The organism is Pseudomonas sp. Xaverov 259, from assembly GCF_019352915.1.
In the GTDB taxonomy this organism is placed as follows: domain Bacteria; phylum Pseudomonadota; class Gammaproteobacteria; order Pseudomonadales; family Pseudomonadaceae; genus Aquipseudomonas.
On record NZ_JAAAFV010000018.1, the window covers coordinates 47,929 to 64,321 of the forward strand.

Annotated in this window: 18 protein-coding genes; all 18 read right to left on the reverse strand. The window is 57.7% G+C overall.

All coding sequences use genetic code 11. The annotated features are described in order from the left end of the window. Positions 1-7 precede the first annotated feature (7 nt). The 18 genes from K0H48_RS03315 to K0H48_RS03400 all read right to left on the reverse strand — a co-directional run bounded on the left by K0H48_RS03315 (position 8) and on the right by K0H48_RS03400 (position 16,300). The gene (locus K0H48_RS03315; RefSeq protein ID WP_069868851.1) at positions 8-622 is read right to left on the reverse strand and encodes a hypothetical protein; all 615 of its coding nucleotides are present in this window, start codon (positions 620-622) and stop codon (positions 8-10) included. Continuing rightward, positions 623-1,429, reverse strand: a complete 807-nt coding sequence (locus K0H48_RS03320; protein ID WP_069868853.1) for a TIGR04255 family protein — start codon at positions 1,427-1,429, stop codon at positions 623-625. Between the two features lie 1,361 nt (positions 1,430-2,790). Next, the gene (locus K0H48_RS03325; protein WP_219266392.1) at positions 2,791-6,555 is read right to left on the reverse strand and encodes a hypothetical protein; all 3,765 of its coding nucleotides are present in this window, start codon (positions 6,553-6,555) and stop codon (positions 2,791-2,793) included. Positions 6,556-7,162: 607 nt separating this feature from the next. Continuing rightward, entirely contained in the window at positions 7,163-7,786 is a 624-nt protein-coding gene (locus K0H48_RS03330; protein WP_219266393.1) for a hypothetical protein, read from the reverse strand. A 137-nt stretch (positions 7,787-7,923) separates the two neighbouring features. Then, positions 7,924-8,346 (reverse strand): hypothetical protein, encoded by a 423-nt coding sequence (locus K0H48_RS03335; RefSeq protein ID WP_219266394.1) that lies wholly within the window; start codon positions 8,344-8,346, stop codon positions 7,924-7,926. A 48-nt stretch (positions 8,347-8,394) separates the two neighbouring features. Further along, the gene (locus K0H48_RS03340) at positions 8,395-8,997 is read right to left on the reverse strand and encodes a tail assembly protein (protein ID WP_219266395.1); all 603 of its coding nucleotides are present in this window, start codon (positions 8,995-8,997) and stop codon (positions 8,395-8,397) included. Between the two features lie 12 nt (positions 8,998-9,009). Then, positions 9,010-9,390: a hypothetical protein gene (locus tag K0H48_RS03345; RefSeq protein ID WP_219266396.1), complete on the reverse strand. Its 381-nt coding sequence runs from the start codon at positions 9,388-9,390 to the stop codon at positions 9,010-9,012. A 106-nt stretch (positions 9,391-9,496) separates the two neighbouring features. Then, a complete protein-coding gene (locus K0H48_RS03350) occupies positions 9,497-10,105 on the reverse strand; it encodes a hypothetical protein (RefSeq protein WP_219266397.1) in 609 nt (202 codons plus the stop codon). Next, complete coding sequence (locus K0H48_RS03355; RefSeq protein ID WP_219266398.1) at positions 10,102-10,410, reverse strand: hypothetical protein; 309 nt, start codon at positions 10,408-10,410, stop codon at positions 10,102-10,104. Before K0H48_RS03355 ends, K0H48_RS03350 begins: the two co-directional genes overlap by 4 nt. A gap of 336 nt (positions 10,411-10,746) precedes the next feature. Then, entirely contained in the window at positions 10,747-12,549 is a 1,803-nt protein-coding gene (locus K0H48_RS03360; RefSeq protein WP_219266399.1) for a DUF927 domain-containing protein, read from the reverse strand. Next, the gene (locus K0H48_RS03365; RefSeq protein WP_219266400.1) at positions 12,536-13,417 is read right to left on the reverse strand and encodes a toprim domain-containing protein; all 882 of its coding nucleotides are present in this window, start codon (positions 13,415-13,417) and stop codon (positions 12,536-12,538) included. The genes K0H48_RS03360 and K0H48_RS03365 overlap by 14 nt, the downstream gene beginning before the upstream one ends. After that, positions 13,414-13,641, reverse strand: coding sequence for a hypothetical protein (locus K0H48_RS03370; RefSeq protein WP_219266401.1), 228 nt, complete (start codon positions 13,639-13,641; stop codon positions 13,414-13,416). Before K0H48_RS03370 ends, K0H48_RS03365 begins: the two co-directional genes overlap by 4 nt. Continuing rightward, entirely contained in the window at positions 13,634-13,921 is a 288-nt protein-coding gene (locus K0H48_RS03375) for a hypothetical protein (RefSeq protein ID WP_219266402.1), read from the reverse strand. Before K0H48_RS03375 ends, K0H48_RS03370 begins: the two co-directional genes overlap by 8 nt. A gap of 106 nt (positions 13,922-14,027) precedes the next feature. Then, complete coding sequence (locus tag K0H48_RS03380) at positions 14,028-14,537, reverse strand: hypothetical protein (RefSeq protein WP_219266403.1); 510 nt, start codon at positions 14,535-14,537, stop codon at positions 14,028-14,030. Beyond that, on the reverse strand, positions 14,534-14,797 hold the full coding sequence (locus K0H48_RS03385; RefSeq protein ID WP_219266404.1) for a hypothetical protein: 264 nt from the start codon (positions 14,795-14,797) through the stop codon (positions 14,534-14,536). Before K0H48_RS03385 ends, K0H48_RS03380 begins: the two co-directional genes overlap by 4 nt. A gap of 472 nt (positions 14,798-15,269) precedes the next feature. After that, positions 15,270-15,743 carry a Rha family transcriptional regulator gene (locus K0H48_RS03390; RefSeq protein ID WP_219266405.1) on the reverse strand — a complete coding sequence of 158 codons (474 nt, stop codon included), beginning with the start codon at positions 15,741-15,743 and terminating at the stop codon, positions 15,270-15,272. After that, positions 15,740-16,045 carry a helix-turn-helix domain-containing protein gene (locus K0H48_RS03395; protein WP_219266406.1) on the reverse strand — a complete coding sequence of 102 codons (306 nt, stop codon included), beginning with the start codon at positions 16,043-16,045 and terminating at the stop codon, positions 15,740-15,742. The genes K0H48_RS03390 and K0H48_RS03395 overlap by 4 nt, the downstream gene beginning before the upstream one ends. After that, positions 16,046-16,300, reverse strand: a complete 255-nt coding sequence (locus K0H48_RS03400; protein WP_219266407.1) for an AlpA family transcriptional regulator — start codon at positions 16,298-16,300, stop codon at positions 16,046-16,048. Between the last annotated feature and the right edge of the window lie 93 nt (positions 16,301-16,393).

Consider the following 16,393-nt stretch of genomic DNA (forward strand, 5'->3'; position numbering starts at 1 on the left):
CTAAGCCTTAGTACTTGCTCGAGAGCGCTGCGTAAAGTTCAGGATCGTCAATGGCAAACTCTAACTCTTCGGTATCGCTGGCTAGCTCTGCTCGGCCATCGAAGAAAGCCATATCGATTAGCTCGCCTGATTTAGCGGTCCAGCTAATCAGAATTTCGCCTTCGTATCCTAAGAAAAAACCAAAATCATTCGCAAATGACCCCGCCTTTTCAAAAAACTCCTGCAAAGATGCTAGCGACTCGATCGACATCGGCTCGGCATCACGGCCATCCCAGCCATAGTCACAGGCCGCAAGAGTACGAAGACGCGCCGCAGCCTGATCGTGCAAGACCTTCCCGATTTCCTCGATATAAACCGCTCTAGCCAGGGCTTCATGAAGCTCGGCCATGCCCAAGGTTGCAGACGGTGTGGACATACCATAGGTAGGACGGAAGTAGAATTCGACGCATTTTCCTTTCAGATGCTCGATAAAATCCTGAACGCTTTGGAAAGCCTCAGCGCTATAAGATGCTATCCAATGGACCAAGGCCTTTAAATCAAAGATCAAAGGATCGATCGATGTCCGAGTGGAAGTGTTAAATGACTGATACGTGGGGCTAAAGCTAGCTGCTAGAGTCGCCATTTATGTACCCTCCGAAAGACCCATCGCGGCATGGATGGGCTGCGTCAAACCTACAAAACTTTTGTGAAGCACTTCGCGAGCCTCGTTCAGTGAGGCGAGCATCTTTTCGACATTCGCGCCGTGACTTGCGGCAATACTGACTGTGTTTTCCATGAGGAAAACCTTTTCACCTTGCAACTCCCCTTCCGCAATTTGGATCTGAAAAGAACCAAAAGCAAGAGGAATCACGACGTGAATCATAGGCACAATTGACGTGCCATCTTTCGACAAAATCGTTAGCGCTTCAGGAATGGAAACCTTAATCCCCATAACGTCCGCTAGAAATTCTTTCAGTGGCTTGCCATCAGTCAGTTCGTCCTTGAAAGCATCGACGTACCGTAGCACCAGGCTGAACTCACCAGTTGCAGGTGGCTTGGCAGCTAAAAAAGCTTCAAGGCCTTTTTGGACAACCGGCCTAAACTGATCCCAGCTTTTATAAGGCTGGACTGCATGTACAGAAAAAAGGCCAGCCCCTGCCTGGAATATTGACGAAGCAGAATGATCTGGTGACTCCCCCTCAGCAACGCTCCTCTTGTATCGAAATGCTGCAGATTGGTTCATTAGGGGAAAGCCGGCAGGAGTTAGCCGCTCGGCCGCACCATAACCAATAGAAGACAGCTTCGAATGGAGGCGAGTGAAGAATTCTTCGGAAGAGTTAGCGCTTGCACCTTGATAGAAGGGGACATTTAGATCCATGACAGCGTCTACTGTCCATCGCACTTCAGCGATGAGCTCTATCAGCGGCGAGGAATCAAAACGTTCAATCATCCTTGGACCCAGCCAGACCAGCTACAAAAAGGGGTGCACATTCTTTCACATCCTTGTGACATGCGCCAGATGGCAAACGTTCAAATCGACGCGTCTTCTGGCATGACTTTAACTATAGAGCAGCGTAGGTGTGCCCGCCTAGCATCTCGTATAAAAAAGCGAGGCTCCACATCAGTATCAAGGCGTATTTGTAGGTTTCAGGTAGCGCGCAGGCGGTCAGCACTCTGTTGTTCAAAGCGAAGCTTTCGTCCGAGTTAACCAGCACGAAACCGTGAATATTGCCCAGAGCCCAGAGAACTGTCTGGGGGCTGTCAGGGGTGTGAGACGGCAAAGCCATGCTCTTTGACGGGCGCCGCTCGGGATAAGCCTCAGACGGTCGACCGGCGTGGGTTTCGTCTCACGCCTGTCTTACATTCCGTCAAAGCGTGGTCAAAGTAAAAGCCGGCGCCAGCGTGTTGGTATCTACACGGTGAGTTGAATTCAACACTCAATGCCGGCGCGGATCGTGCGCGCCGGCCAGTCGACCCCCGCGCCGTGGGTTTGGTCTGGGCCTAGCCAGGTTGCCAGTGGAAAACACTGCAAAAGTCTGGAAACCACAGTGGAAACCAGCGCCTGGCAACCGCTCGCATTGGTAACTTCCCGTGGTAACCAGTGTGGTAACCGCTGGCCGGGTTCGCACCTGGTTCGCGTAAGAGGGTGCGAACCAGAAGTGCGAACCTCAGTGCGAACCTGCTGCCGGTACGCGCCCAGAATGCGTACCAACCGTGCGTACCGATCTGCGTAATTGCTGTGCGCAATTTGCGCAGTTACTGCGCATTCCAATGGCGAGCCGTCGCTGGCGCTGGGGAGCCTACAGGCCGGCCTGGGCATCACGCCGCCCCAGTGCGTGAATATGCTGCGTGAAGGGTGCGTGAAACCTTGCCGGGGGAGGGCTTCGCGCATCGACCAGGTGCGCGAGGGGCGTGCGCGAAGCACTGCGCGAAAGCTAGTCGACCGCCACTTGACGCGAGCCTTCCATGGGGTTGTTTCGCAATTGGGCATCTTGCGTCAGTGAACAGCATCAAGTGGTCACTTATGGTGGTCACCGTGTTTGGTTACCGCCCGGCTATCCAACTTGGATCATCGTCAATTCGTGGATACCTCGTTGGATACTGGCTGCTTTCGACCCGAAGCGTTCCTTCACTAAGGCAGCAATCGGCCACTTGGCCGACGTGCGACCTGTTGTTGCTCGATGAGCAGCGAGACAGCGTTAATACGTTCATGCTTGCCCTTAGGTGAGCCACTACTCAACAGGCAACGTTCCTGCGAAAGGGAACAAATAACTGATCCCCGTTCAATCCAGGCAACGCGCATACCGCGGATCAATGACGCATCGCGTCCTGCTTTGCCTCCGTGTCTGCCCGTCCAGCATCTGCCAGCCACGACCGAGCGATAAGCTCGAGCATTGCGTGGGTACGTCCGAAGTCTAATGACGCCTTCGCCCATTCCTGTGCTTGTTGAGCGAAAGCCCGCTCCTGGTTGCCACCCTCTCCGAGTGCTTTGCTGAACACGCCTCGCATGTTGACCCTTTCGATGCGAATCCCAAGCTCTACCTGTGAAGAAGCGAGTGTCTCTATGACATGCCGAACGGCTTCGTGTGGCCAGGCGCCATCCTTAAGACTCACTGGGGCATGGGCCAATACTTGACCGATCAACTGATCAGTAATGTCCTGCCGATTGTGTTCTGCTGCTAGGCGCCGGAGCTCGAGGCACCATGCCAACAATGTATCCTGATTGACCTCTTGATCTGTCTGTCCAGGCAAGGACTTCAAGCTTTTCAGCAATTGGTATGCATTAGTGGCGCGCCCCTTTTGCGATTCAGATGCTTCCACCGCCTCTGCCCCCTTGGCTCTGAAGACCAAGCACACCAGCTCCATGAAAAAGCTCGGCTGCTCAAGCAGCATTCGATGCAAAGCTTTGGGCTCATGGCGCAGCAAAGGTAGGTAGGCAAATTCTATGCTCGCCATCTGTTCTACCGTCATGTCAGGTCGCTCGGCCAACGCCCTGATGACCTTTTCAATGTCGAAGAAACTAGTGGCCAGATGAGCACCAGGCTTGGCGTTTTGCTCTGCAACTCCATCCATCAACAGTGACAAGACTTCCTGTGTCGGAATCTCACCAAGTCGACGGGATACTGTGCTCAAGGCGGCGATAGGACGTCCGACTTCACGGTATTTGGCCACTGCATAAAGCAGCTCATCGGCGCTCACTTCGAGGGGATATGGCGATTTTAAGGTCCAATAGGCTCGCGCCACTTCATTTCCGAAGGTCTCGACGTACAGCCATGTCTGCTTATTTTGAGGGGTACGCTCGATCACACTCGCTACACGGTCAACAGTCAAGCCACTGCCTAGAAGCGCAGAACGCGCCTCCTCTTTCCATCTCTCCTCGAAGCGTGCGATCCCGTCTGCCATAACTGCTCCAGCTGCGAGCTCTAGCTCCTGCACGCTACTCGCGAGTAGGCCTATGAACAACGCAAGGCGTTCCTCGTACGAAAGCGCAAGGCGCAACGCGGAGTAAATTACGAAGTGCGGAATCTTAGCGCGTCCCGCCAGTTGCAGGACGCCCTGAACGCCGAGCGCCTCGTACACTGCATTCATGGCCTGCAAACGGGCATTTTCAATGAGCAGGGAAAAATCGGCGCCTTCGTCGTCCATGCCTTCCACAGGTGGCGTCCAATCATCGAATAACCAGGTATGGTTTTCTACCAGCGTTTCGGGCGCGTACTGGTTGATCAGCGGCACCAAGCGTTCAGCCCGCTCCTTCGACATCGCCCAATCCGCGCTCGAATACTTCTGGTGATGCTTGACCTGCACGTTCAAGGCTTTCCAGATTTGCGTTCGGTCATCAGCGTCAACGACGCTCAGCACCTCACTGAGTCGTTCGACGGTAGCCTCGAAAGTATCCTCCTGGAAATGATTTAGTGCGTTAATCAACGTGATCCAGCGCTCTGGCGTCGAGCCTGCTGCGTCGACCGCCAGCGCGATGATTTTGGCCTCGCTTTCCCAGACCAAACCATATGTCAGGGTTTCACCGTGATCCTGTTCGTAATCCCTAAATTTTGGCTTTTCGGTTGGCGAGCTCGTATCTCCTGAACTGGGGAGCAAGCAGGCGAGGAGCGGCCAAGCAATGCTCGGGACGGCCTTCACGGTGGATTGCAGAGCGGCCAACCGACGCTTTGTATTCACAGAAGTGCATGGCACCCAGGAGAGGAATATAGCTCGCAGGCTGTTGATCGGCCGGTTGCTTAACCTGCCGCCCGGGTCGATCGCCGCAAGCTTGGCAAGGCATAGCACGGCCCGCTCAAAATAGGTGGCATCCCAGGCGATCACTTCTAGCGCCCACAACAACCCGCAGTGGTATGTTACGGGAGTGAGCATTCCGGGGTGCTCGTCGAAAATGGACAAAATGCTCGGCGAGGCGCCCTCAAGCTGACGCTCAAGGGCTTCTAGAAAAGACCTGGGGGATGCCTCCGCAAGCAACGAAAGATTCTGGCTCAGACTTGCCATCAATGTGGAGTCGCTCGACAGGCCAGGAATCGATTTCACCAAGTCGTCTACGAAAACTTGCGGATCACCACCCGCAACGGTGAAGCCCGCATGCTTATGCAGCACGGCCATATGTAGCAGTGTCGTCATCAATCCGTTTCTAAGCTGTTCACTGTGCGAGGTTTCCTGGCCACGCTTGCTGCGCAGCACGAAGGGCTGGTCTGCAGTGGGTGGTTTATGAGACGCCACAGCCGTCTGGAAGACGGCGATCAGAGCGGCTTTGAACTGCTCCAGGTGCCTGCGCCCAACCCGATGAGCGAGGTGCAGAAACGCATCGACGGGGGCTTTCGTCGCCCACAAACTTTCTATCCGCTCGATGGGCGAATCCTGCATGATCAGAAACTTGAGCAGGTCGTCCTCGGTTTCATCATAAGGTTTCTGGCTGAGCGAACTGAGAATTTGTTGATCATGTTCTACATTGCAGACCCATGCTCCCGCCAGCATGGCCGGTATCAAAGCGTCAGCATCGCCGACCCACCTCGGCAACTCAGCGGTACCACTTGGCTTCTGTCGAGCCAATACCGCCAGACTCCGACCACAGTTACGGGCAGTATCATATCCTTCGCTTTCAGACATACCCATGTAGGTGAATGCTTTACCAAGCTGAGCGTTGGTCGGTCGTAACAGATCGACATGATCGATCTTCTTGTCCTCAGCCCCGGCGCTTATCACTGTTGGCCCCGAAGTCTTCAGTATTCCTACGCAGCTACGTGCGGCGAGTCTGGGCAAGTAGATAAGGGTGCTTGTATTAACCAGATGCCGAGCAGCCTCCTCCGTCTCAACGATCAAGGTCCGCGCTTCCAGCGGCTTGCGCACTGTCTCGGGCGCCTTGCGTATCGCGGCGACCGCAAAGGCAATAACCTCGTCGGTTGTGTCGGCGGCGAATGCCAGTCGTCCGCTGCCTTGGGTCAAATTTCGCAGCAAGTCTTCAGCTTGGGATTCTCGGCCGGCGAGCAGAACGTCTTCAACCAGCGCAGGCTCGAAGCGGCGAGAAAAAGACTCCCAGAACTCATCGGTGCTTAGCACGCCGTGTTGGGGTGCGCGCTTGAATGCATGCCGCGCCCAACGGGAGGCAACTGCTGGGCTTTGCGCAAGCCAGTTCTCTAGGAGCGGACCATCGAGGTAGACGACACGCGTCCACTCACCCAACTCGTTCTTTTCATCAAGCCAGTCTTCAATTTTTACCTTGGGCGTGTCCCACGTCCTAGGCGAGACGATAACCAAGGTGTGCTCAGCACGATCTTCAGCAGTGACTTCTTTGGTGCGCTTGTTGTAGTCAGCTTCGGCCTTAGTTTTGCCAGTACCGTTGGTTCCGAACTCCCATACTGACTTTCCGTCTGGCACGAACGGGGATGTTGCATCAACGTCGAGATAGCCATCGAAACCTCGAACTTGCCCCATGTCACCGTGCAAAAAACGAAGCCGGCGCACCCTGGTGGCGGTGGCCCAGATCAAGTCCTCCACCAACTCGGGCACCTTATCCCTGCCTTGGAGGGTGTCGGCCCACTGCCCTAGTTCAAGTGCACTGATCCACTTCAATGTTTTTTTCTCCCTTTGCATGGTGTCGGTGAATGCCGAGACGGCGCAGCTCCTTGGCGTTAGCGCACTCTAACCCACGGCAGAACTGAACCGCTAGGCACGCAGCGTTGCTACAGGCCCTTGCCTCGGCAGGCATGTCTCCATCTGAATGGTGAAAATGGGATGTATTTATTTTTCAGACTGATTGGCTACTTCTCCTATATTTCCGCTGTTCATTTTTTAGGCGGTGTATCGCATAAGTGTGATTGTCGGTCCCCGAGAGAATTGCGTGGAGTTATGCCAATGTGGTTGTCGGCCTATCTGGTCAGCGCCGGCGACTTCTCAAACTCGATATTGGGGCGGCTCCAGAACCTGACAAAACCTGACATTTTTCGAGTACGGGACTTGGGGCGAAGTTGACAAATGTTGATATCGGATCGGCCTGGCGCCGGCGGCAACATTCGTCGCCTGTTAGCAAAAGTTAGTCCCTGGGCAGGTTGGCCAACCCGTCTCCCTGTTAACAAAGGCCGACAGTGAGTTGGCATCGGCGAGCGGATGCCTACTTCTAAATTCACTGAACCCCAGAAGCTCAGGTAGGGCGGGTTCAGTGAAATGATTGGGTGAAAACCTACTTTTTGTCTGTGATGGCCGAAATACCTTTGATCTGGAACCATTTCTTTGAGGGCAAAAGTGGTGAGCGGAATCGGTTTCCGCTAACTCTCGTGGCTGTTTGAATTAACAGATCCATCGCGGCAGCAAGACCGTCTTCTTTGTAGGCGGTCGACTTGCTGCCTTCCGTAAGGCATGGAGTGCTTGGGTGCTTGGTTTCCTCCAGGTAGTCATCGAAGGTATCGCGCGCAACAGCCATACCGTAAATTCGCCAAGCATATTTCTTACCCAGATAGTGACCGTCAGTCGCGTTATGTTGGACGCGATCCCTAGATTTTTGGGTTTCGACGGAACGCTTTTCTTCACCGAGCAGACGTGCAACGTAGTGACTTTTGAACTGGTCAACATCGTCAGCCTTAGCAGTTGCGGAAATATCCACCCAGTTCGCATTATCTTCGACAGTGAAGCCAATATTGTATCTCTGGCCTTCTTCGAGAACGGGCTCATGATTCGCAATAAACTGATAGACCGTATTCGTATTTTCCGGTGTGAAACTGTGTAGGTACTTCCCATCGGGATGCGGGACTATTCTATAGTTTGTAATAATAAGAGTCGGTGTAGTATGTAGTTCACGAGATTTCATTTACTCTTCCTTGATGATAAGTGGGCTAAATGCCCGTACTGGATGCGCTTAGCGAAACATACGATTTGGTCTGAGTGAGACCATATCGTCTGTCTCAAAGCGTGACAAAGCCGCCCGGAGGCGGCCCTATCTTTCCGTTACAGCGTGGTGGGGAGAATGTCTAAAACACCGTCACCGCTCGTTGATATGCGGTAGTTTTTCACCTTTCCGTCCGTGACGATTGCCTCTCGCTCTTGCCTGTCAGCACCCATCCCGCAGATGCCGCTTCCTTGGTATGCCGCGCCGACAACAACCGAGCCAGCAGGGACGTGGAGGGCAACCCTTTCTCCAGGCTTGAGTAATGCGGCCACTTTTCCATCTACGAAAAGGCCCACCGAGCAAAGACTTCCCGTATGGCCAGAGTCTCGGGTTACCGACAGTGTGCCGGTACCTGGGGAGCTCGTCTGATATGCGAGAACCCTTTCATGAGGTACCGCAACAGCGGTTTTCGTGGGTACCGGAGAAGTAGCACAGCCGGCCATTAGGGCAACCAGGGCGGCAACAGCGGTAATTTTCAGCATGAGAGCTCCTTTCCATGAGGCGGCCACTTTAGCACCGCTCCGTGGCTCCTACATCTGGTCTTCGGCGTAGATCGCGGCGCTGATGATCGCGCCACCAACTCGCCGCTTGCCGTAGCAGAGCGGTACAGGATTACCGGATGCAGTGGTGTTCTTGGCACTGCCGAAGGCGTAGCCGGGCGTATTTTCTGGCGCGGCGCTGGTCTTTAGGCCTCCGGCCTGAGGGCTGAGCATCTGAATTATCCCGCCGATGGACATTGCAGCGCCTGCCGAATACAGAAAAGGTGACGCGGCAGCGAATGGGGTGAAAGACAGCACGTATGCTGCTGCAATCAATATCCCGCCAACAATGGTTTGAAGAGAGCCTGCGCGCTTACTGCCGGTGATCACGGGCGCAATGATGATGTCGCCTGCGCCCTGGAAACCCAGCTCCGTCTCTCCGACATTCTTCTTGCCCACGAACACTGCAAACTCCAGACCTCTCGACTTGGCGTTGGAGATAAATCTCTCGAGCCCGGGGATCTGCACGCATAAGGCTTTTATGGCTTCCGCCGGCGTGCGGACGGCGAGCGGGTAAGACTTTCCGAATTGTCGCAACTGCGCGCAGAGCCTGATGTTTCTCATCGGGGTGTATTCAATCGAAAGTGCGGCCATGATTTGTTTCTCCTACTTGTCGGTGGTGGTGTGGGTTGGTACTTCGGCGCCGATCTGCATGGCGAGCATCATTCGGGATGCCATGGCGTCGTCACGGATAGCCTTTTCGCGGCGCGGGTCTGGATTCCACGCCCAGCAATGGGTTGACACAGACGCTCGAGCGAACGGCTCTATTGGCTTCATCAGATCTGCTGCTATACAAGCCTCGTCCTCGGTGTAATACGGGCCATCGATCTCCTTACGGCCACCCTTGACGATGTGGTCAACGCCCCAGACGTAATAACCCGCCACCGCTTTCGGATTGATCACGAAGTCAGTCACCTTGCACGCCTCGACGAAGCGCTCCCGGTGCGTGCGCGCCTGGCCCGTTGTGTTGCTGTTTTGGTCTGTCATGTTTTCCTCTATGCGCCGCTGGCGCTGGTCATGGGCTTGTGCCCGGTGGTGTTGCTCGGTGTCGCGCCACGTTTTCGTGATTCGCAAAACGTGGCGCGGGAAATGGTCATTTGCCGACGATGCTCAGGGCGGGCGGCAGCTTTGGGCCGAACGGCGCACCAGGGGCGAATGGGTCGGGCAACTGATCTTCTGGGCATTCCCTGATGAACCGGATCATGGCGGCGTGGCAGGCTTGATACAGCGGGCCACCGGCGCCCCATTCGTCGCTCTTGCGGTCGGCGCTGTCCTCCAACTGAGACAGGTAGGCCACTCCGCGAAGGCTGGTGTCACCGTCTGCGCTGGCCTGCTGGCGATGTACGGGGTTGACGCCCAGCAGGTCGCACATCTGGTCGAAGCCCAGCGCCTGCGCCAGCCCCTCGCGGTCGAACATTAGTGATTGGCCAAACCCTGCGAGTGCGCTCCACGCTCCGCTGCGGGTAGCCTCCTGGTGTTCGCTGGCCTGCTCCTCCAGTTCCGCAATGGTCTGCCGGGTGAATGGGCGAAACGCTTTCAGCTTTCCCGCTTGCCGGCGTAGGGCTCGCCGTTCACCGCGGATAACGTCGAGCTCGTCACCAATGGCGCGACATATTCGCCGGGTGGTGATGAGCTGCGTGGCGGCGCTGACTCCGGGTTTCATACCTATGTTGCACAAGCGGGTGATAAGGCTGGGCGTCATTGGTGCTCCTCCATAGGTGTGTTGTCGTAGCTGGCGCGCAGGTGGGCGCCAGCCGTGCAATGGCGGCCGGTGGGCGCGTAGCAGCTCCGACAAACCATGATGTGGTTGAGGTACTGGTCACGGGCTTGCCGCCATTCGGGCGGGGCAGTGGCGGCGCTTGCGTGTGGGCTTGTGATGAGCCGGGGAGTGCGCTCGACAGGGTTGGCCAGCACCAGCCGTGGGCGAGGCCGACTATCCATTTTTGGCGTGTCCGCACTGGCAATGGCTGGCGGCATGTGATCGAGCAAGCGGGAAAGTAGACTCATGGCGTCACCTCGGCCTGATTGCTCCATTGCCCATATGTGTCTCTAGAAAAAAATCGGGGGAACGGGGGAACAGTGGGAACAGCCAATGTTTCCGGGGCTTTCAGAGGGGGTTTCTGTTCCCCACGTTTTTTTGTGGGGAACGGTGATAACCAAATTCTGGAAAACGCAGACACGCTTATATTCAAAAACATGTTTGTGTTCCCCCTGTTCCCCATACATTCAATAAGGGGGAACGGCCGCAGCCCACGGTTTTACTGGCTGTTCCCCCGTTCCCCCTGTTCCCCACGTTTATAGGTTCCTGTGAACTCGGGCATTCGTACTTGGTGGATTCGGTGGTCATGCGCCGGCCCCTTCGCTGTCCATGGCTTCTGGGTCGATCACGTACAGCCGCGCCGATCCGCCGGCGGGGATGCGGTACTTTTTGGTTTTGCGGCTATCGCGGTCGGTGTCGCGTTTGGCCAGGGCCCCGCCAACCTCCAGTGCCTTGACCACGCGGGTGAGGCCGAACCCATGGGCGGCCTCGATCAGCGCGGACTTGTTGAACAGATAGAGCCGCTTGCCGGCCACCAGCTCCCAGTATCCGGCGCGGTTGAATACCTTGGCGTCCACCTCCGCTGCGTCGACATCGGAGAATCGGCTGCTACCGTGCTTGTCGATAAAGTCGATAATGCCGGCCAGGATCTGGCGATCTTCTGCGTTGCCCCCGCCGACACGGGAGAGCCATTCCCCGTAGAGCAAACGGCAGTCGGAGAGGGCGGTGCCGGGCGCCCAAGGGAGCAAGCCGTAGGCGATGGCCATTTCGCCCGCCAGTGCGATCACGGCGAACCGGTCAGCCACGCGGCCGGCCTGGGCGTTGTCCTCGATGAACTGGGCGCGGATGCCGTCAAAGTCACTGAGCAGCCCGGGCTTATCGTCGTCGGCAACCAAGCGCTCCACAAACGCTGGCCCGAGGTGGCCGTGGTGGGCTCCGACCGCCACGGTGAGCTGTCGGTGAAAGTCCGCTCCCTCAAGCCCGTGCAATTCGTCGAAGGCTCGGTGCGTACGGGTACCGGCGTTCACGTCGACCATGCGCAACTCGGCGCCAGCGTGGGCGGCATTGCCGGATATGGCCGCGTGTTCAGAGAGTGAGCGCTCTCCGCTCGAGAGTGTCAGCAGGCGCCAGCTCAATTTGGCGCGGCCTTCGCGCTCACGGGTCATGGTGCCTTTACCCTGACCGTTGGCGAGGGAATACGCCATTTCCTGTACGCGCTTGGGATCAGCACGCTTGATCTCATCTAGGGGGAGAATGGTGTCATTGCGGCTAGACGCTTCGATCTCCAGGCCGCCCTTGGTCATGTCCCAACTGGCGGCGAACACGCCCGGGTCGCCCCATACCGACGAGCCGATTAGTTGCGCCAGCGATTTGCCGCTTGAGCTGTCGCCCACCAGATGAACACCACCGCCCAGCACGCCCACCAAACTCAGCAACGGGCCTGCCAGCGAGCAACCGATCGCCAGCGTCAGTACCGGGTTGCCCGCGCACTTGGCGGCCACCTCCGATTGCCACAGCGCGAGCTCGCCGCGTCGGCTGAAAAGTACCTGGGCCTTGTTGCTGGCCTGGTACCGCACATTGGCACTGCCGATAGTTCGCCCAGGCAGCACGAACGCTCCCGATTCATGCCAGCCCGGCCGGCTGGTGGTGGCAAACACTTCTGCAGGATGCTGGTCGAGCAGGTACTCCATGAACGTGCCGCGTTTCTTGAGGGCGATAATGACGCCCATCCCGAACAATGCGCGCCGGGCGTCCTCGCCGCTGCCGCCGAACACTTCCATGGCGATGATCCATTCCTTGATGCCGCCCTCAGTTACCAGGCGCAGCAACCGCCCCTCGCTGCCGTCGTCGCTATTGGTGGTTCGGGCCACGACGGTGACGGGGCTGGAGATCCACTCATCAGTGATAGGCCGGTCGCCGGTATCGCCCTCGGCGTCGTCCTGGTCAGCGGCGGCGCGCTTGAAGCTATGCCAGTAAACGCCCGGGCGCAGCTTGCGGCCCTTCTCATTGATCACCCAATGCTCATACACCGCCCAGCAGGGGCGATCTGGCGCAATGGTCGCCGCGTCCGGCCGAAGGTTGATCACGTTGGTGTCAGGCTTGGACATGGGCGAGTTTCCAGTTGGCGAGGTCGTTGAAGTCGGTGAGGTCGTCGGGTGCGCCTTCCGGCCACTCAGGGAAAGCCACTTGGCCACCCACTGCCGCTGCCGCCGCGTTTGCCGCTGCGCGTCCCGGGTTGCCATCGGTGAGCCGGTCGTCGTCGCCGGCGATGACGATTGGCTGGCCTGGGTAGCGAGCGCGAAGTGCCATCGCCGCCGGGATCAAGTTGCCCGCGTTCATGGCAGCGGCAACGACATAGCCGCCGTGCTGGTGGAGGCTGGCGGCCGTCGCCCACCCTTCGCAGATGCAAAGCACAGAACCTGGCTCGATGATGCCCAGCGGTGAATAGGTACCCTTGATCCGTCCGCCGAACAGGAAGCGCTTCTCGCCGTCCGGAGCAATTCGTTGCAGGTTGACCAAGCACCCATCCAGGTACAGCGGGATCAGCAGGTCAGTGCCGCGCTGGCGCAGGCCGTAGGAGCGAACTGCTTTGGCAACCAGATACGGGTGGTCGGGTGAGGCGCGGCGCGCATTGCGCCACCAGTGAATAGCCTTCTCGGCGGCCTGCTGCTGGCGCCGGTGTTGCTCTGCTTCGCGCTGGCGTCGTGCCAGGTCAACCCGCTCGCGGATTTGTGCGGCTTCGCGGGCGTCTACCGGTTCGCGACTACACCAGGTGCTGGCGCCACCGGCTTTCCAACTACCGAACGCGCCGGATGCAATGCCGTCCAGGTACAGCACATACCAACCGTTGAGCGAGCCAGGCTTATCCTCCGGCACACGGAACCGGTGGATTGCACCGTCGGGCTCTGGTAGCCAGTCGAGAGGGCCATAGAGGGCCTGGAGCGCATCACGGAATTGGATCGTTGCGTCTGTCATGCGGCCCCCTTCGGCGGGGTAAACCGCTTGGCCAAGTTCTCCAGCTTCTGAGTCAGGCGCTCCAGCTCATCGCAGTGGCGGCCTTGATCGCCTTCAGAGATGCGCAGCTCCAGGAAGCCGACCAGGGTTTCCATCAGCAGCACATAGCTGGCGCTGTCGATGTGGACGCCCGTAGTGGGCGGCACGCTGCCGCCTTTCCGTTTGATCGGCGTGACGTTACCCATGGCTGACCTCCCGGCCACCAGCGCCAGCAAAGGCCCGACAAACTTGACCGTTGTTCACGCCGTGCCAGCGGGTAATGTCGTCAATTGCGTCAACCAGGCAGGCCGTCACCTGGGCGCCAGCACTACGCATAACAACGCGCCCACACTCGGCGTCGGCCTCGGTCAAGAACGGTCCCAGCAATGCCTTGGGCACCTTCGGGTGCGTGACGTAAAACAGCTCGGTGGCTTTTTTCAGGCAAGCCGATCCCGTCGACGCAGGTGCGCCGTTTTGAATTTTCATGCTTAACCTCTTAGGTCAGGGCGTCGGCGCTTGGCGTGAGTACGCGGTGGCCTTGGACAAAATGTGGGGCTGATAAAAAGGATCGAATGTGAGCGCATGTGCTGGCTCATAGGGCGACCTCGCGGTATTGCTGAGCGCCGCCCAGGTCGTCCGATCCGAATAGGGCCTGATTGACGGCCTTCCGGCTTTCCAGCATCAGATCGTGTTCATCGTGCGTGCCGACGCCCGCCGCCACCCAGTCAGGCAGTTCCTTGCGGCGCCGCATCTCGTTCAAGTGCGTCCACCAGCGGGTAGCGTGTGTGCGCTCGGCAGAAATCGCCTCGGCCACCTCGTTACTGCGCTGGTCCAGCAGGTAGTGCGGCAACGGCGCTGCGTTCTGCGCCTCGGCGTTCGCATCATCCAGCTCGTTTTCCATGCACTCACACCACTGGTAAACCTTGGTGTTCCAGTCCGTTATCTCGATAGTGCCCAACTGCGCGAAGGCGTGAGGCGTGCTGTCTTCGGGGAAGGCCTCAAGCATCAGCGTGAAGATTGCGCGCACGCTCTCGAGCGCGCTGGTCACTTCGTACAGATCCTGGACGCCGGTCTCGGCTATTTCCTTGTAGGAGCGGCTCATAGCTCACCCCCGGCGTTCAGGCCAGCGCACCCGGACAGAGCGGCGGAAATTGCCTCGCGGTTGCAGTCGGCGGTGTTGGCGCCGTCAGCGGCCAGGTTCCACGCGACATCTACCAGATTGCGGACGTGCTGACTTGTGCCCTTGTCTGCCAATGCGGCGTAGAGAACTGCCTCAACTTTGCGTAGGGCGATCTGGGCGCTTTCGAGATCTTCAAGCGAGTCGTGGGCAATCTCTTGGATGGTGCGGACGGGAGTATTCATTGCGCACCCTCAGCAGACTCTAGGGAGCGGGCAATGCTCATGTGGTGCGAGTAACGCTTGAGGCGAGTTGCGAGGCTAGAGTTTGCGCGGAGGGCGCTCAGGGCCATGCGTCGGTGAGTAAATGCGCGAATTGCGGATGGAATGAGGGCGTGTTTCATCGGTGTAGCTCCTTCTGCTGAGGAGCTGCCACGTTCGTTACCAAGCGAATGGGTGGCAGCTGTACGCAGGTTGGTAAACCGGGGCAAAAGGAACCCGGCAGGCACGAATGCCTCCCACGCACAGCCGCCATAACACGTAACTGCGGGCACAAAAAAAGCGCCTGCAATCGTAATGGGGGCGCTGTTGCGCCTTTTGCTGATCGGGTTACCAAGCCCGGTCACTGAATTTGCAGTGACGGGCGAACCATACCGACGAGCACGACTGCTTGCAACAAAAGTTATCGACCGTTTATCGCTGATCATGAGCATAGCTGTCATGGGCGGAAGTCCTCAGAATCGATTGGCAGCTTCAGTTGCTCCCTCAAATGAGCAACGTGCGCGTACACGCCTGGCTTGTCATAGCGCCAGTGGGCCAGCCGGCGACCACTGCTGCTGGCTTCCTTCTTGAGCGCCTCCAACGCTTGGCAGGCGTGCCCATACCGAGCTTCACGAAACGCCATGATCAGACTCGCTTTCAGTTCCACAACGCGGTCGGTATTGCGGGACAGCGACAGCAGGAAGAACGCTTGATCTTCGTTCAGCAAGCCGAATCGCTCCGGCCTACCACCGGCAGTTCCGGCCAAGGGTTTCTCCGTTTGAAACGGAACAACCCCGAACTCTTCAAACTTCGCCAGGTAGCGCTCGATCAGCGCCATTGGGTTTTTGTGCTTGGTTCCCAGTTCCTTCGCGAGCTGGCGGCTATCCACGCGAGGCTCGCCCCCGATTTGAGTCGCCATGATTGTGTTCATGCTGTCACCTGCGCCGGCGGGTTGGTGCTGAGGTAGTAGAGCGCCATGCCCTGATGAGTGCGCCCTTGATCGTCGGTCAGGGTGAGGCGGTGGGTCAGGATCTTGTGGCCCAGGCCGCGCAGCTCATTGATGCGGGCACCAGGGCGAACGATGTTCAGCTCGCGGATGGCGGTGAAGGTATCAATCGGGCCAGCTTGCAGGCGCTCCAAAAGGCGAGCGCGCTGTGCCGTTCCGCTGGTATTCTCTACGTGAGTTTTTTCTGGGCTGGCCTTATTGGGTTGGCCTTTTTTTTGGTCGGCCATTTACGCAGCCTCCACTCGCAGAGCGACTAACGAGTCGCACCAGGCAATAACTTCTGCCTCGATCCAGACGGCGGACTTCGGCCCCAGCATCACTTGTTTGGGGAAACGCCCAGCAGCAATACGGCGATAGATCTCGGACGTGGAGAGAGTGGTCAGAGCCTTGACCTCGCCCAGCTTGATGAAGCGAAGTGGTCGTTCAGATTGGGCTGAGGATTGTTCGGTGTGCTTACGGATTTGGTGGGTTGTGTTTGCCATGCTAGCGCCTCCTTGGGTGGCGTTGAGAACATGGGTCTCACGGTAAGGGCGCTGTCAAAGGAGGTCATTGCAACTGCAAAAAGCTATTTTGCA